Origin of the sequence: Mycolicibacterium lutetiense (assembly GCF_017876775.1) — a bacterium.
Classification (GTDB): domain Bacteria; phylum Actinomycetota; class Actinomycetes; order Mycobacteriales; family Mycobacteriaceae; genus Mycobacterium; species Mycobacterium lutetiense.
The window spans coordinates 4,162,819-4,185,252 of record NZ_JAGIOP010000002.1 but is presented as its reverse complement, the minus strand read 5'-3'; the positions used below and the strand labels follow the sequence as shown (position 1 = coordinate 4,185,252).

Genomic DNA, 22,434 nt, shown 5'->3' with positions numbered 1-22,434 from the left:
CAACTTTGCCGGGACGGGAGCCGGGCATGCCTGAACGCGATGGGGCGTCTGCGCCGACCGCCGACACCTCGGTACGCCATGGCCTCCTACTGCAGCTCGCCCTGCGGACGCTCATGGCGACGTTCATCGGCGCCGCCCTGCTGTCGCAGCCTCCGCACGCCAACGTGTGGTTGCACTGGGCGGTCTTCGCCGGCTACCTCGCGGCGGTCGCGGTGTGGAGCTGGCGGGCGCTGCGCTCGGCCGGCCACCTCGGCGGGGGAACCCAGCGATCGGTGGCACTGCTCATGCTGTGCGTGGATCTCCTTGCGGTAGCGATCATTTCAACGGAGACCGGGATCAGTTCGGCAGAGACCTGGACTTCCGACGTAGTGCAGCACGGACTGTTCCTGATCCCGCTGATCGCGGCAGCCCAGCTCGACCCTGTCGTCAGTGCGACGATCGCGGTTCCTACGGTGGTCACTTTTTTCGTGGTGAGCTGGGTCGACAAGGCCGCCAACGGCAACGAGCCCTGGGGGTCGATCCTGTCGCGGACCGCCGTGCTGTTCGGCTTGGCTGCCGGGTCGGTCGCGCTGTCGCGGATTCAGCAGTCCAGGACCAGGACCATCACCGGCCTGGCCCTGGAACGGACCCGCCTGCTCGAAGAGGTGATCAGTCTGGAGAAGCGCGAACGCCAGTCACTTTCCGAACGCCTGCATGACGGTGCGCTCCAGTACGTTCTGGTGGCCCGGCGCGACATGGAGGAGGTCCGGGACGGGTCGGTCGACGGGATCGACCGCGTCGACTTCGCCTTGGCGGAGTCCTCCCGGCTGCTGCGTGACGTGGTCCGTGAACTGCATCCCGAGGTGTTGGCCCGAGCCGGCCTCAAGGCGGCGATGACCTCGCTTGCCGACGGTATCGCGACGCGCACCAACCTCGCGGTCCAGTTGGATGCCGGCAGCTGGCCCGATGACGCGCGCACCGACGCCGACCACCTGATCTACAGTGCAGCCCGGGAATTCTCGACGAATGCGATCAAGCACGCCCAGGCCCAGAATCTACGGTTCACCGTGGAGTACAACGGCGTTCTGGCGGCACTGTGCATTGCAGACGACGGTGTCGGCATTGCACCGGAGCGCCTGGCGCAAAGTGTCGAGGACGGCCACATCGGGTTCGCCTCGATTTGCGCCAAGGTGCTGGCCGCCGGCGGAACATTCGCGGTCACGGGCACACCCGGAACCACGGTGTCGATTTCGGTACCGGCAAAGTGCAGGTCCGACGCCCCGGGTGGCTAGGCGCCCACCTGCGCGGTCGGGGTGAACACCACCGGCATCGATTCCGGGCCGCTGACGAAGTTGGCCGGACGCAACGGCAGCGGGCTGTCGTCGGCCAGGCGCAGGTCGGGCAGCCGGGTGAGCAACCTCTCGAGCATCAGCCGCAGCTCCAACCGGGCCAGCTGATTCCCCAGGCAGAAGTGCGTGCCGAAGCCGAAAGCCAAGTGGCTGTTCGGGTTTCGATCGATGCGGAAGTCGTCGGGATTCTCGAAAACCGCTTCGTCGAAGTTGGCCGACTCGAACATCAGCATGATCTTCTCGCCGGCCTTCAGCTCGGTTCCGTGGAAGGTGGTGTCGGCGGTCAGGGTGCGGCACATGTTCTTCACCGGCGAGGTCCAGCGCAGCGTCTCCTCGATGGCGCCGGGCAACAGGGACTGATCCGCCACCAGGGATTCCCACTGGTCGTGGTTGCGCAGCAGTTGCTCGGTCCCGCCCGACAGCGTGTGCCGGGTGGTCTCGTCGCCGCCGATCAGGATCAACAGCGTCTCCATGACGATCTCGTCGTCGGCCATGCGCTGGCCGTCGACCTCGGCGTTGACCAGAATCGAGAACAGGTCGTCGGTCGGCTCTGCGCGTCGCTTGGCGATCACCTCCATGGTGAAGGCGGTGTAGGACGCGAACGTCTCCATCAGATTGGCGATGGCCGTCTCGTCCAGGTGTGAGCTCAATCCGCAGACCAGATCGTCCGACCACTTCAGCAGCATGTCGCGTTCGGTGGGCAGCACTCCGAGCATGTCGCCGATCACCGCCATCGGCAGCGGCGCGGCGATGTCCCGGACGAAGTCGCATTCCCCGCGTTCGCATACCGCGTCGATCAGGGTGTCGCACAGGTTCACGATCGAGGGCACCTTGTCCATGACGCGCTTGCGCGTGAAGCCGGAGTTGACCAGCTTGCGCCGCAACACATGTGCCGGATCGTCCATGTCGATCATGTAGGGCATGCCCGGCTGGTCCGGGCGGATACCACCGGTGTTCGAGAACAGCTCGGGGTTGCGTTCGGCGTCGAGCACAGCCGCGTAGGTGGTCGCCGCGGCCAGCCCGTTGCGGTCGCGGAACACCGGCTCGTGGGCCCGCATCCAGCGGTACGCCTCACGGGCCCCGCCGTCGGCATAGAAATTGCCGTTGGTGAAGTCGACATCGGGTTTGGTCAGGATTTGGGTCACGAAATCTCCTTGGCGTCAGCGAACGTCATCTGTACATTGCGGGCCGAACTGGACAACAACGCCCGTTTGGGCAGACCCAGGGCCGCGAGTTCTTCGGCGTACGGGTGGTCACCGAGCCGGATCCGGGCCCCGCCCGGGCGGTAGCGCGCACCGGAAAGGCCGATCTGGCCTTCGGTTTCGCGCAGCACGCCGTCGAGGTGGGAGTAGGAGAACTGCACCTGAGGCTTAGCGGTGAACGCCGACGGAACCGGGATCCCGGGTTTGAAGTCCATCCCCACCGCCAGTTGGCCGTCGATACTGACCTCGAACCCGAACGGACTGCCGTCGTGAACCGTAAAGTCCGCCAGGACTTTCGGGTAGCCCCAGATCTGTCGGCCGGCTTGCAGCGTGAACTCGCCGTCAACCGGGAGGTGATGGATGAAGGCGCCCGCCGAGCCCAGGCCGCGCAGGCCCGACGTCTCCGATCCGGGCCGGTTCACCATGACGTTGGTGCCGTACTCCAAGTACCGACCCAGGTCACCGTCGATGTAGTGCATCAACATCAACACCACGAGCGCGCGGTGCGGCCGGTACCGGTACGCGCGCAAACCGCTGTAGTCGATCATGCGCTGCGCGGCATCGGCGTCCACAGAGAACACCGCCATATGCTGTTCGGCAGTTCGGATCTGCACCGGCATCGTCATGACGGTGCCGAGCACATTGTGCCGCGAGGCGGATGTGGCGTCACTCACACCGTTGAATCTAGACCCCCTTGTAGACAGATTTCAAGAAGTGTCTACGCGAGGCCAGAACGGCGAGGTCATGGATCTCCCGTTGAGGTAGATTCTCGCCGGTGACCCAGAACCCGTCATCAGCCCCACGCACCACAGTTGACCTGTCTGGCGTGTCGGAGACCGCGCTGCTGACGCTGCAGATGCGTGCGTATGAGGCACGCCGTCGGGACGGCATCATCGACGATCCCATGGCGGTGCGACTGTTCGACTCGATCGATTTCGATTTCGCCAAGTTCGGATCCGGCCGGCGCCAGGATGTGGCGCTGCGCTCGCTGCGCTTCGACAAGTCCACCAGCGCCTATCTGGGCGACCACCCGAAGGCCACCGTGGTGGCACTGGCGGAGGGTTTACAGACCAGCTTCCATCGGCTCGACGCTGCCGGCGTCGGCCATGACTTCCGCTGGCTGACAGTCGACCTGCCGCCGGTGATCGAGGCACGCCACAAGCTGCTGCCGGCCTCGGACCGGGTGGCGGTGTCCGCCTGCTCGGCGCTGGACTTCAGCTGGATGGACGAGGTAGACCCGGCCGACGGCGTATTCATCACCGCCGAGGGACTGCTGATGTACCTGCAGCCCGAAGAAGCCATGGGGCTGATTCGCGCGTGCGCACAACGTTTCGCCGGCGGGCAGATGCTGTTCGACCTGCCGCCGGCCTGGCTCGCCGGCTGGGCGCGCAAGGGCCTGCGGACCTCACGGGACTATCGGATGCCGCCGATGCCCTTCAGCATGACCCCGTCGCAGGCAGCCGATCTCGTCAACTCCGTGCCGGGCGTCAAGGCGGTGCACAACCTGCCGATGTCCGAGGGCCGGGGGCGCATCCTCAACGGGTTGATGCGGACGGCGCAGCGGCTTCCGTTGCTGAGTTCGGCCCTACCGGTGACGACCCGGCTGGACTTCGGCTAGACAGGCCGCACGAAAGTGCCGCCTCAGGCCTGAGCCAGAGCCACGAGGTCCTTGATCTCCCCGACCGAGCGGGGAGCCACCACCATCATCGTGACGCCGGAGGCCTCCCAGGCCTTGATCTGCTCCTTGACGTAGTCGCGGTTACCGACGATCGCGGAGTCGTCGACCAATTCGTCGGGAATAATCTTGGCCGCTTCGTCCTTGCGGTCGCTGCGGAAAAGGCGAGTGACGTCGTCGACGACCTCCGCGTACCCCATCCGGCGGTAGACCTCGGCGTGGAAGTTGGTGTCCTCAGAGCCCATTCCACCCATGTACAGCGCCAGATGCGGCTTCATCAGCTCCATGATCGCCGGTCGGTCGTCGGTGACCACGACCTGCGCCGTCGCACAAATCTCGAAAGTCTCGCGGGTCTGCCGGGCGCCGGGCCGGTCGAATCCCTCATCGAGCCACTCGTTGTACATGCCGGCGATGCGCGGCGAGTAGAAGATCGGCAGCCAGCCGTCGGCGATCTCGGCGGCCATCGCAATGTTCTTGGGCCCCTCGGCGCCCAGCATCACCGGGATGTCGGCGCGCAACGGGTGGGTGATCGGCTTGAGGTTCTTGCCCAGGCCGGTGGTGCCCTCCCCCGTCAGCGGCAGGGGGTAGTGCGGGCCGTCGCTGCGCACCGGGGACTCCCGCGCCCAGACCTGCCGCAGGATGTCGACGTACTCGCGGGTGCGGGCCAGCGGCTTCGGGAACTTCGCGCCGTACCACCCCTCCACCACCTGCGGCCCGGACACGCCCAGGCCGAGGATGTGGCGGCCACCGGACAGGTGATCCAGTGTCAGCGCGGCCATCGCGCACGCGGTCGGGGTACGGGCCGACATCTGGATGACCGAGGTGCCCAGCCGCATACGGGTGGTTTCGCGGCCCCACCAGGCCAGCGGCGTGTAGGCGTCCGACCCCCACGCCTCCGCGGTGAACACGGTGTCGAAGCCTTCCGCCTCCGCGGCCTCGACGAGTTCGGCATGGTTGGTCGGCGGCTGCGCGCCCCAGTATCCGAGTTGCAGACCCAGCTTCATTTAGATTGCCTTCCCACGTGTCCTTGCCACGATTGTTAGAACCTGTTCTACTCGATGGGTGACAGCCAGCCAAAGCCGCCCGGCCTCGACAGATCACCGTGAGCCGCCACTTTCCGCGCCACTGAAACTGTCTTTTGACTACACCCGTTCAGTGGGCCCACTGCTCAGCCAGTTCTTCACTGCCCTGCGTGAGCGCCGGATCGTCGGCGTGCGCGGTTCTGACGGACGCGTGCACGTGCCACCTGCTGAGTATGACCCCGTCACCTACGAGGCCCTGACCGAGGTCGTGCCGGTGTCCAGCGTCGGGACCGTGGTGTCCTGGACCTGGCAGCCCGCGCCGCTCGAAGGCCAGCCGCTGGACCGTCCGTTCGCCTGGGCGTTGATCAAGCTCGACGGCGCCGACACCCCGCTGCTGCATGCCGTGGACGCCAAGGAGGGCGAGCTGGCCAGCGGTGACCGGGTCCACGTGCACTGGGTCGACGAACCGGTGGGCGCGATCACCGACATCGCCTACTTCGTTCCCGGCGAGACCCCCGAAGACGTCCCGGCGGTGCCGGCCGACGAACGCGATCCGGTCACCATGCAGGTGGCCCCGTCGAACATCGAGATCCAGCACACCGCTTCTCGGCCGGAGAGCACCTACCTGCGCGGTCTGCGCGACGGCAAGCTGCTCGGCGCGCGCACGTCCGGTGCGAACGGCGAGAAAGGCAAGGTGTACTTCCCGCCGAAGGAGGCCGACCCGGCCACCGGCCAGGAACTCACCGAGTTCGTGGAGCTGGTCGACAAGGGCACCGTCACCACGTTCGCGATCATCAACATCCCGTTCGCCGGCCAGCGCATCAAGCCGCCGTATGTCGCGGGCTACGTGCTGCTCGACGGTGCTGACATCCCGTTCCTTCATCTGGTGACCGACATCGACGCTTCCGAAGTCCGGATGGGCATGCGGGTCGAAGCCGTATGGAAGCCGCAGGAGGAATGGGGCCTCGGCATCGACAACATCTCGCATTTCCGGCCGACGGGTGAGCCCGACGCCGAATACGACAGCTACAAGCACCACCTGTAAAGGGAACTGATGACATTCCGTGACGTAGCCGTCGTCGGTTTCGCACATGCCCCGCATGTGCGCCGCACTGACGGCACCACCAACGGCGTCGAAATGCTGATGCCGTGTTTCGCAAGCCTCTACGAAGAGCTCGGGCTGCAGCAGACCGATATCGGTTTCTGGTGCTCGGGTTCCTCCGATTACCTTGCCGGCCGGGCATTCTCGTTCATCTCCGCGATCGACTCGATCGGCGCGGTGCCGCCGATCAACGAGTCGCACGTCGAGATGGATGCTGCCTGGGCGCTCTACGAGGCCTACATCAAGATCCTCACCGGCGAGGTGGACACCGCGCTGGCGTACGGCTTCGGCAAGTCCAGCGCCGGCGTCCTGCGCCGGGTGCTGTCCCTGCAGACCGACCCGTACACCGTCGCGCCGCTGTGGCCGGATGCAGTGTCGATGGCCGGCCTTCAGGCCCGGTTCGGCCTGGATTCGGGCAAGTGGACTGCCGAGCAGATGGCCCAGGTGGCCCTGGATTCGTTCGCCGCGACCGACCGGGTCGACTCGGTGGAATCCGCTTCCACCGTCGCCGAGCTGCTGGACCGCCCGTTCTTCGCCGATCCACTGCGCCGTCACGACATCGCACCCATCACCGACGGTGCCTCGGTGATCATCTTGGCCGCCGGCGACCGCGCCCGCGAGCTGCGCGAAAACCCAGCCTGGATCACCGGATTCGAGCATCGGATCGAGACCCCCGTTCTGGGCGCCCGCGATCTGACCGTCTCGACATCCACCGCCGCATCGGCTCAGGCCGCCACCGTCGGCGACGTCAGCTCGATCGAGGTGGCCGAGATCTACGCCCCATTTACTCACCAGCAGCTGATCCTCTCCGAGGCGATCGGGCTGGGCGAGAACACGAAGGTCAACCCGTCCGGCGGCGCGCTGGCCGCCAACCCGATGTTCTCGGCCGGCCTGGAGCGCATCGGCTTCGCCGCGCAGCACATCTTCGACGGCTCGGCCGGGCGCGTGCTCGCGCACGCCACCAGTGGTGCTGCGTTGCAACAGAATCTGGTCGCGGTCCTGGAGGGCAAATAATGGCTAAGAATCTCGCCGCGGTCCTGGGCACCGGGCAGACCAAGTACGTGGCCAAGCGCCACGACGTGTCGATGAACGGGCTGGTCCGCGAGGCCATCGACCGGGCCCTGGTCGATTCCGGTTCGACGATGGCCGACATCGACGCCGTAGTGGTCGGCAAGGCGCCCGACTTCTTCGAGGGCGTGATGATGCCGGAGCTGTTCATGGCCGACGCCACCGGTGCGACCAACAAGCCACTGATCCGGGTGCACACCGCGGGCTCGGTGGGCGGATCCACCGCGATCGTGGCGTCCAGCCTGGTGAAGTCGGGTAAATACCGCCGGGTGCTGACCATGTCGTGGGAGAAGCAGTCGGAATCGAATGCCATGTGGGCGTTGAGCATTCCGGTGCCCTTCACCAAGCCGGTCGGTGCGGGTGCGGGCGGCTACTTCGCCCCGCACGTGCGCGCCTACATCCGCCGCTCCGGCGCCCCCGATCACATCGGCGCCATGGTCGCCGTCAAGGACCGGCTCAACGGTGCCAAGAATCCCTTGGCTCACCTGCACCAGCCCGACATCACCTTGGAGAAGGTGATGGCCTCGCAGATGCTGTGGGACCCGATCCGATTCGATGAGACCTGCCCGTCCTCCGACGGTGCGGCCGCCATGGTGATCGGCGACGAGGCCGCGGCCGACGCCCGGGTCGCGGAGGGACATCCGGTGGCCTGGATCCACGCCACCGCACTGCGCACCGAGCCGCTGGCCTACTCAGGTCGCGATCAGGTCAACCCGCAGGCCGGTCGTGATGCCGCGGCGGCTCTGTGGCGCGATGCCGGTATCACCAGCCCGATCGACGAGATCGACGTGGCCGAGGTGTACGTACCGTTCTCCTGGTTCGAACCGATGTGGTTGGAGAACCTCGGTTTTGCCGCGGAGGGCGAGGGCTGGAAGCTCACCGAGGCCGGCGAGACCGCGATCGGCGGCAAGATCCCGTTCAACGCCTCCGGCGGTGTGCTCAGCTCGAACCCGATCGGTGCATCCGGCATGATCCGCTTCGCCGAATCGGCCATCCAGGTCATGGGCAAGGCCGGCGACCACCAGGTCGAGGGTGCGCGTAAGGCACTGGGCCACGCCTACGGCGGTGGGGCGCAGTACTACTCGATGTGGGTGGTTTCCAGCGACAAACCTGCGGCCACGGCATAACCATGAAGTACACCCTGAGTGTGGCCATGGGGCCGCTCGAGCATCTGACCGGATTGGCCCGCACCGCAGAGGAAGTCGGGTTCGATTCGATCGCGCTGCCCGACTCGCTGTTCTACATGGAGAAGCAGGCCGCAGACTATCCGTACACCCCCGACGGGTCGCGGATGTGGAATGCCGAGACCCCGTGGGTGGACCCGCTGATCGCCGCAGCCTCGATGGGTGCGGCGACCTCGACGCTGCGGTTCTACACCAACGTCATGAAGCTCGGCTCACGCAACCCGCTGCTACTGGCGCGCCAGGTCGGTTCAGTTGCCAACCTGACCAACAACCGGTTCGGTTTCGGCGTCGGAATCGGTTGGGCACCAGAAGAATTCGAATGGTGCGGGGTACCGTTCGCCAAGCGGGGCGCGCGCGTCGACGAGATGATCGAGGTGCTCAAGCTGGTTCTCGGCGGCGGCATGGTCGAGTTCCACGGCCAGTTCTACGATTTCGAGCGCCTGCAGATGAGCCCGGCCCCTTCGGAGCCGGTGCCGTTCTACGTCGGCGGGCACACCTCGGTGGCGCTCAAGCGGGCGGCCCGGGTCGGTGACGGCTGGACCAGCGCGATGATGACGTGCGCACAGCTCGGCGAGACCGTGACGGCGATCAACCAGCTGCGGGCCGAATACGGCCGGGAAGAACAGCCTTTCGAGTTCCAGGCGGTGTGCATCGACAAGTTCGATCTCGACGGGCACCGTGAGCTCGCCGCGGCCGGCATCACCGACAACATCGTCATCCCCTGGATGCTGGAGGGACTCGGCTTCGACGCCCCGCTGGAAAAGAAACAGGATTCGCTCAAGCGGTTCGCCGACACCTACATCCACTCCGGCTGGCAGGACTGACATGGCCGTCACCAACCCCGAACACCCCGCCCATCTGGCGGGCAAGCGCTCCCGGGATGCGGTTGCCGCCCGGGACAAGCAAACCTGGCTGGACAATTTCGCCGACGACGCGATCGTGCAGGATCCCATCGGGCCGTCGTTCTTCGATCCCGCAGGCTTGGGCCACCAGGGTAAGGAAGCCATCGCGGCGTTCTGGGACAAGGCCATCGCCCCGACCGACAACCTGGAGTTCAGGTTCGTCGACACGTTCCAGTGCGGCAACGAGGAAGCCAACGTCGGCAGCATCGTCACCACCATGGGCGGGCACCGGATCACCACCCCCGGTGTGTTCACCTACCGCGTGAACGACGAAGGCCAGATGGTCGCACTGCGGGCCTTCTGGGAAGTGGACCGCGCGAGCGCCGAGAAGATCGACGGCTAGAGCTCGGCAAGCCCGGCCAGGTAGCGCTGGGCCAATTCCTGGTAGGCCGCCGGGTTGCTCTGCACCCACATGTGTGCGCCGGTGCCCGCGATGGGTCCTCGGATCTTCGCGGGCGCACCGGTGACCAACACCTCATCGGGAATCTTGGTGCCACCGACGACCAGGGAATGTGCCGCGATCAGGCTCCGCCGGCCGATCACCGCCCCGTCGAGGACAGTGCAGTGGTTGGCGATCAGCGCCTCCTCGCCCACGTGCGCGCCGTGCACCACGCACATGTGGGCGACGGTCGCGCCGGGCCCGATATCGACGGGGATTCCCGGTGGCGCGTGCAGCACCGACCCGTCCTGGACGTTGGCGCCCGAACGAATGACGATCGGGGCGAAGTCGCCTCGCAGCACGGTGTTGAACCACACCGAGGCCCCCGCCTGGACGGTCACGTTGCCGATCAACGTCGCCGTCGGGGCCACGAACGCACCTGGGTCGACCACGGGCACGCGGCCCTCGAACGAATACAGCGGCATCGTTCACATATACCGCAGGAAACGGGCGTCAGCGCGGCGACGCGTACCCTGAACAGTAACTATGTCGCTCACGACAACCAATTTCCCGAAGTCCTTGCTCACCATCGGTCTGGCCACGGCCGTCATCGGCACGGCCGCAGCGTGCTCCCCGCCCGACGATTCGGGGGCTACCCCCTGGGTTGCCCAGCCGCCCTCCGCATCGTCGACGGCCGCGTCGAAGACACCGACATCGGAGGCATCCGACTACAGCCACCTGATGGTGCAGGCCGAGGACGTCAGCATTCCGCCAGACACGTTCACCTCTCGGTCGAGCAACGTAAATCCCGACGGTCAGCCAGGAGCCAGCGCGTTGTTCGTCAACGCCGACGACACCAGGGCGATCGCCGACACGATCCTGATCTACCCCAATGCCGCGACCGCGTCGGCGACGCTCAAGCAGGCGTCGGCGGCCGTCAGCACGATGGTGACCGGCGGGCAACCGCAACCGGTGCCCGTGGGCTCGAACGGCACCGTCATCTCGGGGACCGCACCCGATGGCTCGAAAGCCGTGACGCTGCTCATGTTCACCCAGGGGCGCGCACTGGTTCGCCTGGAGTTCGGCAGCACCACGGATGACCCGGTGTCACCGGAAACGGTGGCCAGCGTGGGACGAATGCAACAGATTGCTCTGCGAATCGGTCTTCCGGAGCGTGAGTAACAGCCGTTCAAGCTGGGTATTCCCCAGGTCATGCCTCAATTCTTGCCACAAGGGCGCAAAAAACTGTAACGTGTTCTAGTTAAGAGCACCTATACGGGAGGCCCACCGTGACTACCGAACATGCCGGCATCAGAGAGATCGACACCGGCGCCCTGCCTGACCGCTACGCGCGGGGTTGGCACTGCCTTGGACCGGTCTCGAATTTCCGCGACGGACAGCCCCACTCCGTCGAGGCATTCGGCACCAAGCTGGTCGTGTTTGCGGACTCGGAAGGGGCCCTCAAGGTCCTTGACGGCTACTGCCGACACATGGGCGGCGACCTGTCGCAGGGAACCATCAAGGGCGACACCGTGGCGTGCCCGTTCCACGACTGGCGTTGGGGCGGCGACGGCAAGTGCAAGCTCGTCCCCTACGCCAAGCGCACCCCGCGGTTGGCCCGCACCCGGGCCTGGCACACCGACGTGCGCGGCGGCCTGCTGTTCGTCTGGCACGACCATGAGGGCAATGACCCGCAGCCCGAGGTCCAGATCCCCGAGATCCCGGAAGCCGCCAGCGACGACTGGACCGAGTGGCAGTGGAACTCGCTGTTGATCGAGGGCAGCAACTGCCGCGAGATCATCGACAACGTCACCGACATGGCGCACTTCTTCTACATCCACTACGGGCTGCCGACGTACTTCAAGAACGTCTTCGAGGGCCACATCGCCTCGCAGTACCTGCACAACGTGGGCCGTCAGGACATCGGCGGCATGGGCACCCAGTACGGCGAGTCGCACCTGGATTCCGAAGCCTCCTACTTCGGACCGTCGTTCATGATCAACTGGCTGCACAACAACTATGCCGGTTACAAGGCCGAGTCGATCCTGATCAACTGCCACTACCCGGTCAGCCAGGACGCCTTCATGCTGCAGTGGGGCGTCATCGTCGAAAAGCCCAAGGGCATGGACGAGAAGACCACCCAGAAGCTCGCCGACGCGATGACCGACGGCGTCAGCAAGGGCTTCATGCAGGATGTCGAGATCTGGAAGCACAAGACCCGTATCGACAACCCCTTGCTGGTCGAAGAGGACGGTGCCGTCTACCAGATGCGCCGCTGGTACCAGCAGTTCTACGTCGACGTCGCGGACATCACCCCCGACATGACCGACCGTTTCGAGATGGAAATCGACACCACCGCCGCCAACGAGAAGTGGACCGTCGAAGTTCAGGAAAATCTGCGGTCGCAGGAGAGCAAGGCGGCCGAGAAGTCGGCCCAGACGGAATCACTGCAGTCCAACTGATGACGACAAGCAACGAGCGGAGCCAGGCGCCAGATGTTGACGACCTGGCCCGCTCGATGCTGCTCCTGCACGGTGCACACGACGACGACGATCATCATCACGGCAGCGGCGCCGGGGCGGGCACGCCCTCCGGTTCATGGTCCAAGGCACCAGATTTCGCGTCCGACCCGCAACGGGCCGCCGCGGTCCGAGAGGCCAGCGCGCGCGACCGCGAGCGTTATCTGACTTCGGGCCTGGTGTCGGTGGACTGCCGGTTCTGCCATGTGTCGGTACAGGTGAAGAAGCTCAGCACCGAACACACCTCCGTGCAGTGGACGACCGACGCGGTGCAGCGCTGTGCCACGTTTGACGAGATCCGTTCCACCGGAGGGGATCCGGCCCGGGCCCGGTCCTGCCCGCGGCTGACCGACAGCATCAGGCATGCGGTCGCCGAAGGGTGCCTGGAGGAAGTGTCCTCTGCGCCCTCCCCCGGCGACGGCTAGACATCGCCGGTCAGCACGTCGCCGACAGGTCGGCCTGATTGTCTGCCGCCCATCGGCCGAGTTCGAGCAGCGGACCTTCGGCGAATGACGTACCCAACTCGGTGAGTTCGTAGACGGCGGCATCACGTCGCAGGTCGTCCTTCACCTTCCTGACGAGACCGCGCAGCACCAGGCGGCTCAGGGCACCGGTCAGTACCTTGTCGCTGACCCCGGCGATGCGATCCAGCAGAACGCTGCGCCGGGTCGGCCCGATGCGTAGCGCCGAGAGGACGACCGGGTCCCAGGTGTGCCTGATCAGTTCGGCCGCGGCGCGGATACGGCAGTCCGAGACGAAGGTCTCACATCCCGCTTCATTCACTTCTACATTGTCCAATGCCATTCCTTCCGATCGGTAGGAACGCGCCTCCTAACGTCGTCCTGGCAGCTCGCACTCGACGAAGGAGACCAAAGGTGAAGATCGGACTACTCGGGACCGGCAATCTCGCGGTGATGCTCGGCAAGGCCTGGGCCGGTGCCGGTCATTCCGTCGTGGTGACGGGCCGCAACCCCGCCCATGCCCGGACCGCTGCACAGCAGATCGGTTCCGCCGCAGCGCCGATCGACCCGAGCGAGTTCGCAGACGCGGTGGACGTCGTGGTGGTCGCCATCCCATGGGACGGACTGGATCACGCGTTGAATCTGGTCGGCGGTCCGAGCGGCGCACTGTCGGGCAAGGCCGTGATCGACTGCACCAACCCGGTCGACTTCACGACCGGGCGCCTGATCCCCGCAACCGGATCCGCCGCCGAGTACGTCGCGAGCCTCGCGGTCGGCGCCGGGGTGGTGAAGGCCCTGCACCTCTTCGCCGGCGCATCATGGCCATTCACCGGCAGTCCCGCCACCGCACCGGTGGTCGCGGTCTGCGGCGACGACCCCGGCGCACTGCACCACGCTGAAGCGCTGATCGCCGACCTCGGGGCGCGACCCGTGACCGTGGGAGGCATCGACGCCGCCCGACAAGCAGAAGAAGCCGCTGGATTCGTGATGCGCGTGGTCGCCGCCGGCGCAAACCCGCGACTCGCGATCCCGCACGTCGACCCGGTCCCCGCGGCGGCGGTTCGATCCCCCGGCTAGTCCGCGGTTCGCAATTCGGCCACGCAGGCGGCCAGCGACGCGTCATCGTCTCCGTCGCCCAGAGGCGGTAGGACGATGCCGTCGGCGAGATCGCCGAATTTGGCCGCCAGCTTGCCGGGTAGCTCATCATGGCGCCCGCACACCACCAGCTCATCCAGAATGGAATCGGGCAGCACCGAAGGTAATTCGTCCCACAACTCGGTGCGCACCAGCGACCGGAGCCGCTCCGGCAGGTCAGCGAGGCCGCGGCGGGTCAGACCCGCCGCGTACGCAGGCGTCGAATACAGAAATGCCAACATTCGGCGTTGCCGTTCGCGTTCTACGGCGATGGCCTCATCGGTGCGGCCGGTCGCGATCGCCGTCGAGGCGATGAGGAGCGGGATGTCGGCCCGGCCCGTCGCTTCGGCGCCACGTGTCATCGCCGGGCGGACCACGTCGCGCAGGTAGTCCGGGTCGGAGTTGGTCGAATGCGTGACGATTCCGTGAGCGAGTTGGCCTGCGAGCTCGCACATTCCGCGGTTCACCGCCCCCAGCCAGATCGGGGGGCGGACCGCATCGCTCGGACCGGGATTGAAGTACGGCTGCATCCGGGTGAGCCGGTAGTTGTCACTCTCGAAACACACGGCGTCCCCGGTGCGGAAGGCATCGAACAAGGCACCCAACGCGCCGACGTAATCCCGGATCCGGGCAATCGGATCGCTCCACGGCATGCCGTAGCGGTCCTCGATGTTCTGCTTGATCTGCGTGCCCAGGCCCAGTTCGAACCGCCCACCGGAGAGCACCGACAGGTCCCAGGCCGTGTACGCCGTCAGCGTGGGGCTCCGTACGAACGCCAGCGTGACCGCGGTGCGGACGGTGATGCGCGACGTGTGCTCAAGGGCCAGCAGCGCGACCGCCAGGGAGTCGTGCACGGTCTCGGCGACGTGCAGCCCGTCGCAGCCCATCCGTTCGACCCGCCGCGCGTAATCCGCGGTTGCGGTCAGCGGCCTGCCCGGGTCCAACGCCACATAGACCTTCATATCGAGGATTCTCCCCCGCGAGCAGACACAGAATCGCACAAGACCCCGCCGGGCAATGCGATTCTCCGTCTGCTCGCGGACAAAGTCACAGCCCCTTGAACCGCTCCTTGACTGCCTCGGGGGTCAACCCGTAGTCGGCCAGTGAGTAGGTGTGCTTCGGTGCGCGGGGTCCCTGCTGGCTGGCGGTATGACTGGCGACCATCGCCTGCCGCGCGGCGTCGGTGAACTCCAGGCCGAAGGTGCGGTAGATACCTTCGACAGCGCCCACCGGATCCTTGACGAAATCGAAGTAGTCCACATCGCAGAACTGGGCCGGATCGTGCTTGGCCCGCTCGGTATTGAACAGCTCCAGGCCACGCGACCAGGTTTCCATGGCATCTTCGCCGATCACGTTCCCGGTGAACGTGTTGGACCAGCCGTCGGTGGTCTGCTGCGCCAGCGAGCACATCGAAGCCATGATGGTCTCCGCCGGGCGGTGGCACTGGACGACGAGCGCATCCGGGTACGCCTCGAACAGCGCATCGAGGGCGAACAGATGGCTGGGGTTCTTGAGTACCCAACGCTTCTCGGGCTCGTTGAGGCCGATCAGCTGCAGATTCTTCCGGTGCCGTCGGTAAGACTTGGACCAGTCCTGACGGGCCAGCCACTGCGAGTAGGTCGGTACATGGGCCAGCGTCTCGTAGGACACCGAGTGCAACGACTGGCGCAGCAACTGCCAGCATTCCTCGACCTCGTCGGCGGTCATGAAGTGCAGCCCGGTGTAATCCGGGTTCTCCTCGTGCGCCTGTTTGAACCGGGCGTCGAGCGCACTGAAAACCGGGTTGTCCGGCCAGGTTTCGCGCGGCGGCCGCGGCTGCGGGAACTCCGCCAGCCACATCTCCAAACCCTGATGTGTCGGGTCGGCGGTGAGCAACCGGTGGATCACCGTGGTCCCGGTGCGCGGCAGGCCGGTGACGAAGATCGGCCGCTCGATGGGCACGTCGACATGCTGCGGGTACTGCGTGAAGGCGGCGTTGGACACCAGACGGGCCACCAGCGCGTTTCGGGTGAAGAAGCGCTGCATCTTGCTGCCCAGCTCGGTCAGATCGGCGTCGCGCTGGTAGGACTCCAGCAGCACTCCGAGAGCTTCGAGGTAGTTGTCGTCGTCGGTGCCGAAATCCTCTAGGCCGCAGGCCTTCACCGCCGAGGCGTGCAGATCCTCGACGGTGCCGACATTGGTGCGGGTCATGCTTTGTATTCTCCGCAGTTCACGTCAAGAGCCTGGCCGGTGATGCCGCTGGACAGGTCGCTGGCCATGAACAGGATCGCCGAGGCCACCTCGTCCTCGGTGGGCAGACGCTTGAGATCGGACCCGGCCGCCGACGCGTTGTAGATCTGTTCCACGGTGGTGCCGTACTTCTGCGCCTGATGGTTGAAGTACCCCTCCAGAGTTTCACCCCAGATGTAGCCGGGCATCACCGAGTTGACCCGGATGCCGTTCTCCCCCAGCTCGGTGGCCAGGGTCTGCGACATGGCCAGCAGGGCCGACTTGGCCATCTTGTAGGCGCCGTACTTGGCCTGTGAGTGCCGCACGACCATCGAATTGACATTCACCACCGAGCCTTTGGCAGCTTCCAGGGCCGGCGCGAAGCCCTGGGTCATGCGCAGTGCGCCGAACACGGTCAGCTCGATCGCATCCCGCATGTGCTCGAACGTGGTGTTCGCGAACGGCTTCATGGACGGCACCCGGAACGCGTTGTTGATCAACACGTCGGCCTTGCCGTACTCCTCCATCGTGCGGGCCACCACGTTGGCGACCTGTTCCTCGTCGGTGATGTCGGTGCCCACCGCGAGCGCACGACGGCCCAGTCCCGTCACCTCTTTGGCCACGTCCTCGAGCCGCTCCACCGTGCGGGCGGCCAGCACGAGGTCGGCGCCGTTCTCCGCGCATCGGCGGGCCAGCGTCGTCCCGAGCCCGGGCCCGACCCCGCTGATCACCACTACCTTGCCTTCGAGCAGTCCGGCCATCGGTCAGCCCACCATCCTTTCACCAATAAGCTTCTGACGCAGCGCAATCCGCGCCCGCCAGTCATCGTCGGAAATCTTGTTGCTCTCGTAATACGGCAGCTTATCGGCCACCGAGCCGATGTCCACCAACTCTGCGGTCGGCCCGTCCTGCGCACTCAGCTCGCGCGACACCCGCTGCCAGCGGAACTGCAGATACCCCTTGCCGTGGCCCAATGTCTCGCACCAGTTGGTGACACCGGGGCTGTTCTCCGACACCACGATCCGGATCTTTCCGTCCGGATCCGCCTGCGCCTGGGTGCCGTTCAGCGAGGTCTGGTGGTTGATGTAGTCCAGCGAGATGTACCAGAGGCTACCCAGCTGGAAGCCCAGGTAGGGCGCATCCGACACCGGCAGCGTGATGATCATCGCCTGGTCCGGTGTCATGTCGTAGTGCCCGACCGATGAGTACTGGGTGGCGAGCCCGCCGGGGGTGAGGCGCGGCGCGGTCAGCGTGTTGACGGGCAGGTTGTCGTAGAACCACTTCGGGAACTGCAGCCAGGTCTTGACCCGCTGCACGAGTTGCTTACCCGCAGTGGCGTAACGCTTCTCGATGAGTTCGCGGGTCAGCGGCGCCGGCGCGGTGCCGGCAGTGTCGGTACGCGAGATCGCAAAGGTGCCGCGTTGTGCCGACCAGTCGTTGTAGACCTCCCGGATCACCAGCTGCGAGGGCGTCGCCGGGCTGAACCGCCACTCGAAGGTGCCGTCGGCCGCGATGTCGAGCTTGCGATCGTCGAAGGCAGTGTCACTGTCGGGAACGTTCTCGTCGGTGTACTCACCGCCGAGGAGCTGGAAGCTGACGTCGGTGGTGGTGCCGCGGCGTCCGGTGACGACGTACTCGTGGCCGGGGTGAACCCGGGTGCCGAAGTACATGGTGTCGGGGTTGTCCAGGCCCATCTTGGTGAACGGTCCGGTTCCGCTGTGCAGGAACGGGTGGTCGCGGTCGTAATCGAACGCGACGTGCGTGCACGCCGCGATACATCCGGCCAGGTATTGCAGACCCTCGAGCAGGTCCGCCTCGGATTCGATGAAGTGGGCCGCGGTCACCAGGTGTTCGGCCTCGGCGATGGCGTCTGTCAACGGCTGTGAGTACATCCAGCATCTGCTCTCTCGGTCCAATATTGGACCGCAGTGGTAGAGTTTCCTACCTGACACTAGAACGCGTCCCAATTCGAGTCAACGCTGAGGAGGAAGACCGATGCCAGACGACGAGCCGGCCGGCCGCGCCTCACCTCCGACGGCGCGGGTGGTGGCCATCCTGGATTTCCTGTCCCACCACCCGCAGGAGCGGTTCGGGCTCTCCGAGCTCACCCGCCGCGTCGGCCTGAGCAAGCCCACCTGCCTGGGCATCCTCAGCACACTCACCGAATCGGGCTACCTGATCCGGGACCGCGAAGACAAGACGTACCGCCTCGGGCCGAGCCTGATCTCACTCGGCCACGCAGCACAGGAGTCGATGCGCGTGAACCCGGCGGCCCGAGCCGAGTTACACACGCTGTCAGCCACGTTCGATACCTCGGCGGGCCTGACCGCCGTGGTCGACGACCGGATCACCGTCCTGGAACTGGTCGGCCCGCCGGGCCGCGACCCAGGGGTGCGGGTCGGACAGAGCTATCCGTTCGCCCCACCGGTCGGCCTGATGTTCGTGCTGTGGGACGACGACGCGCTGCGGACCTGGCTGGCCAAGGTGCCGACCATCCCGCTGCGCACCGAATCCGCACGACTGCAGCGGGTCATCGAAAGCTGCCGTGCCGACGGATATCTGGTGGAACGACTGACACCGGGCGGCCGCAGGCTCTATGCGCTGATGGCGGGGATGTCGACCAATCTGCCCGACGAACTGCGCGCGCTGCTGAGCGAGTTGGTCTCCGACATCGGCGAGCGGGTGTATCTGCGGAATGAAGGCGAGGGCCGCCGCACGCCACATGACATCAGCGTCATCTCGGCACCGGTGTTCGACCACTATCGACGGCAGGTGATGGCGGTATCACTGCACATCGGAACGGCATTGACGGATAGGGAGATCAGCGATCGCGCCCGCGCGCTGGTGGCGACGGCCGACGCGTTGACCAAGCAACTCGGCGGAACCAAGCCGACGTACTGAAACCGTTCAGAAGTTGTTACAGGTGTCGAAGACCGTCTGCAGCAACCCCAGATAAGGCTGATTGGCCGGTTGAGCAGCGATGCCCTCGGCCATTCGCTGACGCTGATCACGCGGCGCCTCGAGGAACTGCCCCAGAACCGACTGCACTGCCGGTGAAGCGCCGGCCATGGGACTCTGCGCATTGAGCGCGCCCATCACCTGCGAATAGCTACAGCTTGTGTTAACAGCCGAATCAAGCCTGGGATCTGCAGACGCGACCCCCGCGCCGGCAGACAGGGATATTGCCAGAACGCCGACGGCGACAGCCACTTTGATCGGCGATAGTTCAATCATGCGCAGACCTCCTCCCCCCGATGCCCGGACTCTACCCGCCCAAAGTGAATGTGCTTGGGGTTTTCGCAATTTGCTACACCGGCCGTAGATTCTGCCATTTGCCCAATTTGTCGATTTGTCGCCGCTGCGCAGAACAGGCGCAGACAAATCAGCGCTCGTCGGGCGGAAGCATTAGCGAGCGAGCCACCGGCCGGGGAGCCGTGTCCCTCAACAGCGCACTTGCCGGCCGTTGGCGCACCCGTTGCGGCCACCAGAACCAACGTCCCAGCAGCGCGGCGATGGACGGCGTCATGAGCGCACGCACCACCAAGGTGTCCAACAGCAGGCCTATGCCGATCGTGGAACCCACCTGGCCGATGATCCGCAGATCACTTACCACCATCGACATCATGGTGAACGCGAAAACCAGTCCCGCGGTCGTCACTACCTTGCCGCTACCGCCCATGGCGCGGATGATGCCGGTGTTGATCCCCACGCCGATCTCTTCTCTCATCCGTGACACCAGCAGCAGGTTGTAATCGGAACCGACCGCCAAAAGAATGATCACGGACATCGCGAGCACGAGCCAGTGCAGGTCTATCCCGAGAATGTGCTGCCAGATCAGCACCGAGAGCCCGAAGGCCGCACCCAGCGAAAGCGCCACCGTGCCAACGATGACCAGCGCAGCGATCAGGCTGCGCGTGACCAGCAACATGATGATGAAGATGAGGCACAGCGCAGCGACTCCCGCGATGAGGAGGTCATAGGTCGAGCCGTCCCGCATGTCCTTGAAAGTCGGTGCGGTACCGGCCAAGTAGATTTTGGCGCTCTCCAATGGGGTGACCTTCAACGCTTCTTCGGCCGCCTTGACCACCGCGTCGACCCGCGAGATGCCTTCAGGTGTCGCGGGGTCCCCCCGATGCGAAATGATGAAGCGGGCCGACTTCCCGTCGGGCGAGAAAAACAGAGTCATCGCACGCTTGAAGTCCTCGTTCTGGAGGACTTCGGGCGGCAGGTAGAAGGAGTCGTCGTTTCGGGCGGCGTCGAATGCCTGGCCCATCGCGGTGGCGTTCTCGCTCATCTCATCCATCATCGCGAGGGTGCCGGCCATGGTGCTGTGCATGGTCAGAATCGAGGCTCTCATCGCCTTCATGCTCGCGATCATCTTCGGGAACTGCGCCATCAACTGGGGCATCAGCACATCGAGCTTGTCGGTTTCCTGACTGAGCTCATGCAATTTGTCAGAGACCGCATCGACCCCGTCGATCGAGTCGAACAGTGATCTCGTCGACCAACAAAATGGGATGTCGAAGCAATGCGGTTCCCAGTAGAAATAGTTGCGGATCGGCCGGAAGAAGTCGTCGAAATCGGCGACGTGGTCCCGCAGTTCATCGGTGACAGCGTCCAACTCGCGTGTGTTTTCAGTCATTCGATGTGTCGTAGTGGCCATTTGCTGCCCCACAGCGTAGAGCCGCTGCGTGATGTTGATCAGCGTGGTGATGTCATCTGCCTGTTTCAACAGGTCCTTCATGCGATCCTTCTGGAACGGCAATACCTGTTTCTGATTGGCACTCTGCAAGCTGAGCAGGAACGGTATCGAAGTCCGGTCGATCGGGTTGCCCTCGGGCCGGGTTATTCCCTGCACGCGCGATATGCCCGGGACGGCGAAAATCCCCTTGGCCACCTTGTTCAATATCAGCAGATCTGAAGGATTGCGCATATCGTGGTCGGCTTCGATCATCATGATGTCAGGCGTCATTCGGGACTGCGGGAAGTGCCTCTCGGCCGCCGCATATCCGACGTTGGCCGGAATGTCGGCAGGCACGTAAAGGCGGTCGTTGTAGCTGGTCTGATAAGCCGGTAGCGCCAACAACCCGGTCAGTGCGATTGCGCAGGCGGTGACGAGAATGGGTGCCGGCCATCGGACGATCGCCGTCGCCAGCCGCCGCCACCGCCGGACGACGATCTTGCGCTGGGGGTCGAAGAGCCCAAAACGACCGCCCAAGGCGAGCACCGCCGGGACGAGGGTGAGCGCCACGGCGACCGCGACCACCATCGCGACCGCGGTCGGAAGACCCATCGTCTGGAAGTAGGGCAGTCGGGCGAAACTCAGGCAGAAGATGGCTCCGGCGATGGTCAGCCCAGAGCCCAGGACGACCTTCGCCACACTTCGATATGTGGTGTAGAAGGCGGCTTCCCGATCCTCGCCGGCTTGCCGTGCCTCCTGGTATCGGCCGAGGAAAAAGATCCCGTAGTCGGTTCCCACCGCGATGCCCAGCGACACCAGCAGGTTGACTGCGAACGTCGACAGCCCGATGACCTGGTGCATGCCCAGGAACGCGACCACCCCGCGAGCGGCCTGAACCTGGATCCCCACCATGACGAGAAGAAGGACCGCGGTGACCACGGAACGGTAGACCAGCAGCAGCATGGCAAGGATCACCACGAGAGTGACGATGGTGATCTTGATGATGGATTTGTCCCCGGCGTGGTTCATGTCTGCGACCAACGGCGCGGGACCGGTGACGTAGGCCTTCACTCCCGGCGGAGGCGGTGTGCGAGCCACGATGTCGCGGATGGCTTCCACAGACTCGTTCGCCAGGGATTCGCCTTGGTTACCAGCGAGATTCAGCTGGACATAAACGGCCTTGTTGTCAGCGCTCTGGACCGCCGGCGCGGTGAGTGGATCGGCCCAGTAGTCCTGCACGTGCTGCACGTGACGGGTGTCGGCCTTCAACTGCCGCATCAGGTCGTCGTAGTAACGGTGCGCCTCGTCGCCCAGAGGTTGTTGGCTCTCCACGGCGATCATCGCCACGCTGTCGGAATCCGATTCGCCGAAGTTCTTGCCGATACGTTGCATCGCATGGAACGACGGGGCGTCTTTGGGGACCAGCGACACCGAATACTGCCGGCCGACGTGTTCGAGCGACGGAATGGCGAAGGTCGCAATTGCGACGAACACCAACCAGCCGAGGATGATCGGGACCGCCAACCGGTGAATCATCCTCGCAATACGCGGTGGCCCGTTGCTCACCAC

The 22,434-nt window shown here is 65.3% G+C and carries 23 protein-coding genes; 12 read left to right on the top strand and 11 right to left on the bottom strand.

What is annotated here, in order from left to right; all coding sequences use genetic code 11:
• The first annotated feature begins 26 nt into the window (after positions 1 to 26).
• Positions 27 to 1,271 (top strand): sensor histidine kinase, encoded by a 1,245-nt coding sequence (locus tag JOF57_RS29255; protein WP_209922911.1) that lies wholly within the window; start codon positions 27 to 29, stop codon positions 1,269 to 1,271.
• On the opposite strand, the gene JOF57_RS29250 is transcribed toward JOF57_RS29255, so the two are convergent.
• Together JOF57_RS29250 and JOF57_RS29245 are read right to left on the bottom strand one after the other, a co-directional pair.
• On the bottom strand, positions 1,268 to 2,473 hold the full coding sequence (locus JOF57_RS29250; RefSeq protein WP_209922909.1) for a cytochrome P450: 1,206 nt from the start codon (positions 2,471 to 2,473) through the stop codon (positions 1,268 to 1,270). The genes JOF57_RS29255 and JOF57_RS29250 overlap by 4 nt on opposite strands.
• Positions 2,470 to 3,156 carry an acetoacetate decarboxylase family protein gene (locus JOF57_RS29245; RefSeq protein WP_209923821.1) on the bottom strand — a complete coding sequence of 229 codons (687 nt, stop codon included), beginning with the start codon at positions 3,154 to 3,156 and terminating at the stop codon, positions 2,470 to 2,472. Before JOF57_RS29245 ends, JOF57_RS29250 begins: the two co-directional genes overlap by 4 nt.
• Positions 3,157 to 3,305: 149 nt before the next feature.
• Here JOF57_RS29245 and JOF57_RS29240 point away from each other — a divergent pair, with 149 nt between their 5' ends.
• Entirely contained in the window at positions 3,306 to 4,148 is an 843-nt protein-coding gene (locus tag JOF57_RS29240; protein WP_307870120.1) for a class I SAM-dependent methyltransferase, read from the top strand.
• Positions 4,149 to 4,171: 23 nt separating this feature from the next.
• Here JOF57_RS29240 and JOF57_RS29235 read toward each other — a convergent pair whose 3' ends face one another.
• On the bottom strand, positions 4,172 to 5,209 hold the full coding sequence (locus JOF57_RS29235) for an LLM class F420-dependent oxidoreductase (protein ID WP_209922907.1): 1,038 nt from the start codon (positions 5,207 to 5,209) through the stop codon (positions 4,172 to 4,174).
• A 58-nt stretch (positions 5,210 to 5,267) separates the two neighbouring features.
• Between JOF57_RS29235 and JOF57_RS29230 the strand changes: the two genes are divergently transcribed.
• From JOF57_RS29230 to JOF57_RS29210, 5 genes are read left to right on the top strand one after another with little or no spacing between them, the layout of a single operon-like run.
• On the top strand, positions 5,268 to 6,272 hold the full coding sequence (locus tag JOF57_RS29230) for a Zn-ribbon domain-containing OB-fold protein (RefSeq protein ID WP_209922905.1): 1,005 nt from the start codon (positions 5,268 to 5,270) through the stop codon (positions 6,270 to 6,272).
• Positions 6,273 to 6,281: 9 nt separating this feature from the next.
• Complete coding sequence (locus tag JOF57_RS29225; RefSeq protein ID WP_209922903.1) at positions 6,282 to 7,343, top strand: thiolase family protein; 1,062 nt, start codon at positions 6,282 to 6,284, stop codon at positions 7,341 to 7,343.
• A complete protein-coding gene (locus tag JOF57_RS29220) occupies positions 7,343 to 8,524 on the top strand; it encodes a thiolase family protein (RefSeq protein ID WP_209922901.1) in 1,182 nt (393 codons plus the stop codon). Before JOF57_RS29225 ends, JOF57_RS29220 begins: the two co-directional genes overlap by 1 nt.
• Before the next feature lie 2 nt (positions 8,525 to 8,526).
• Positions 8,527 to 9,405: a TIGR03619 family F420-dependent LLM class oxidoreductase gene (locus JOF57_RS29215; protein ID WP_209922899.1), complete on the top strand. Its 879-nt coding sequence runs from the start codon at positions 8,527 to 8,529 to the stop codon at positions 9,403 to 9,405.
• A 1-nt stretch (position 9,406) separates the two neighbouring features.
• Entirely contained in the window at positions 9,407 to 9,826 is a 420-nt protein-coding gene (locus JOF57_RS29210) for a nuclear transport factor 2 family protein (RefSeq protein WP_209922897.1), read from the top strand.
• On the opposite strand, the gene JOF57_RS29205 is transcribed toward JOF57_RS29210, so the two are convergent.
• Positions 9,823 to 10,347 (bottom strand): gamma carbonic anhydrase family protein, encoded by a 525-nt coding sequence (locus tag JOF57_RS29205; RefSeq protein ID WP_209922895.1) that lies wholly within the window; start codon positions 10,345 to 10,347, stop codon positions 9,823 to 9,825. The genes JOF57_RS29210 and JOF57_RS29205 overlap by 4 nt on opposite strands.
• Before the next feature lie 61 nt (positions 10,348 to 10,408).
• On the opposite strand from JOF57_RS29205, the gene JOF57_RS29200 reads away from it, so the two are divergent.
• From JOF57_RS29200 to JOF57_RS29190, 3 genes are all read left to right on the top strand, one after another.
• Positions 10,409 to 11,044: a hypothetical protein gene (locus tag JOF57_RS29200; RefSeq protein ID WP_209922893.1), complete on the top strand. Its 636-nt coding sequence runs from the start codon at positions 10,409 to 10,411 to the stop codon at positions 11,042 to 11,044.
• A 107-nt stretch (positions 11,045 to 11,151) separates the two neighbouring features.
• A complete protein-coding gene (locus JOF57_RS29195; protein ID WP_209922892.1) occupies positions 11,152 to 12,324 on the top strand; it encodes a 3-ketosteroid-9-alpha-monooxygenase, oxygenase component in 1,173 nt (390 codons plus the stop codon).
• Positions 12,324 to 12,806 (top strand): hypothetical protein, encoded by a 483-nt coding sequence (locus JOF57_RS29190; protein WP_209922890.1) that lies wholly within the window; start codon positions 12,324 to 12,326, stop codon positions 12,804 to 12,806. Before JOF57_RS29195 ends, JOF57_RS29190 begins: the two co-directional genes overlap by 1 nt.
• Positions 12,807 to 12,816: 10 nt before the next feature.
• Here the strand turns inward: JOF57_RS29190 and JOF57_RS29185 are convergent, their stop codons facing one another.
• Positions 12,817 to 13,164, bottom strand: a complete 348-nt coding sequence (locus JOF57_RS29185) for a winged helix-turn-helix transcriptional regulator (protein WP_209922888.1) — start codon at positions 13,162 to 13,164, stop codon at positions 12,817 to 12,819.
• A 92-nt stretch (positions 13,165 to 13,256) separates the two neighbouring features.
• On the opposite strand from JOF57_RS29185, the gene JOF57_RS29180 reads away from it, so the two are divergent.
• Entirely contained in the window at positions 13,257 to 13,919 is a 663-nt protein-coding gene (locus tag JOF57_RS29180) for an NADPH-dependent F420 reductase (protein WP_209922887.1), read from the top strand.
• Here the strand turns inward: JOF57_RS29180 and JOF57_RS29175 are convergent.
• The 4 genes from JOF57_RS29175 to JOF57_RS29160 all read right to left on the bottom strand — a co-directional run bounded on the left by JOF57_RS29175 (position 13,916) and on the right by JOF57_RS29160 (position 18,076).
• Positions 13,916 to 14,938 carry a TIGR03617 family F420-dependent LLM class oxidoreductase gene (locus JOF57_RS29175; RefSeq protein WP_209922885.1) on the bottom strand — a complete coding sequence of 341 codons (1,023 nt, stop codon included), beginning with the start codon at positions 14,936 to 14,938 and terminating at the stop codon, positions 13,916 to 13,918. The two genes, JOF57_RS29180 and JOF57_RS29175, sit on opposite strands and share 4 nt — an antisense overlap.
• A gap of 85 nt (positions 14,939 to 15,023) precedes the next feature.
• Positions 15,024 to 16,166 (bottom strand): sulfotransferase family protein, encoded by a 1,143-nt coding sequence (locus JOF57_RS29170; RefSeq protein ID WP_209922883.1) that lies wholly within the window; start codon positions 16,164 to 16,166, stop codon positions 15,024 to 15,026.
• Positions 16,163 to 16,945 carry an SDR family oxidoreductase gene (locus tag JOF57_RS29165; protein ID WP_209922881.1) on the bottom strand — a complete coding sequence of 261 codons (783 nt, stop codon included), beginning with the start codon at positions 16,943 to 16,945 and terminating at the stop codon, positions 16,163 to 16,165. The genes JOF57_RS29170 and JOF57_RS29165 overlap by 4 nt, the downstream gene beginning before the upstream one ends.
• 3 nt (positions 16,946 to 16,948) lie before the next feature.
• A complete protein-coding gene (locus JOF57_RS29160) occupies positions 16,949 to 18,076 on the bottom strand; it encodes a hypothetical protein (RefSeq protein WP_209922879.1) in 1,128 nt (375 codons plus the stop codon).
• A 103-nt stretch (positions 18,077 to 18,179) separates the two neighbouring features.
• Between JOF57_RS29160 and JOF57_RS29155 the strand changes: the two genes are divergently transcribed.
• On the top strand, positions 18,180 to 19,085 hold the full coding sequence (locus tag JOF57_RS29155; protein WP_209922877.1) for an IclR family transcriptional regulator: 906 nt from the start codon (positions 18,180 to 18,182) through the stop codon (positions 19,083 to 19,085).
• A 6-nt stretch (positions 19,086 to 19,091) separates the two neighbouring features.
• Here the strand turns inward: JOF57_RS29155 and JOF57_RS29150 are convergent, their stop codons facing one another.
• Positions 19,092 to 19,418, bottom strand: coding sequence for a hemophore-related protein (locus JOF57_RS29150; protein WP_209922875.1), 327 nt, complete (start codon positions 19,416 to 19,418; stop codon positions 19,092 to 19,094).
• A gap of 148 nt (positions 19,419 to 19,566) precedes the next feature.
• Positions 19,567 to 22,401 (bottom strand): MMPL/RND family transporter, encoded by a 2,835-nt coding sequence (locus JOF57_RS29145; protein WP_209923819.1) that lies wholly within the window; start codon positions 22,399 to 22,401, stop codon positions 19,567 to 19,569.
• Between the last annotated feature and the right edge of the window lie 33 nt (positions 22,402 to 22,434).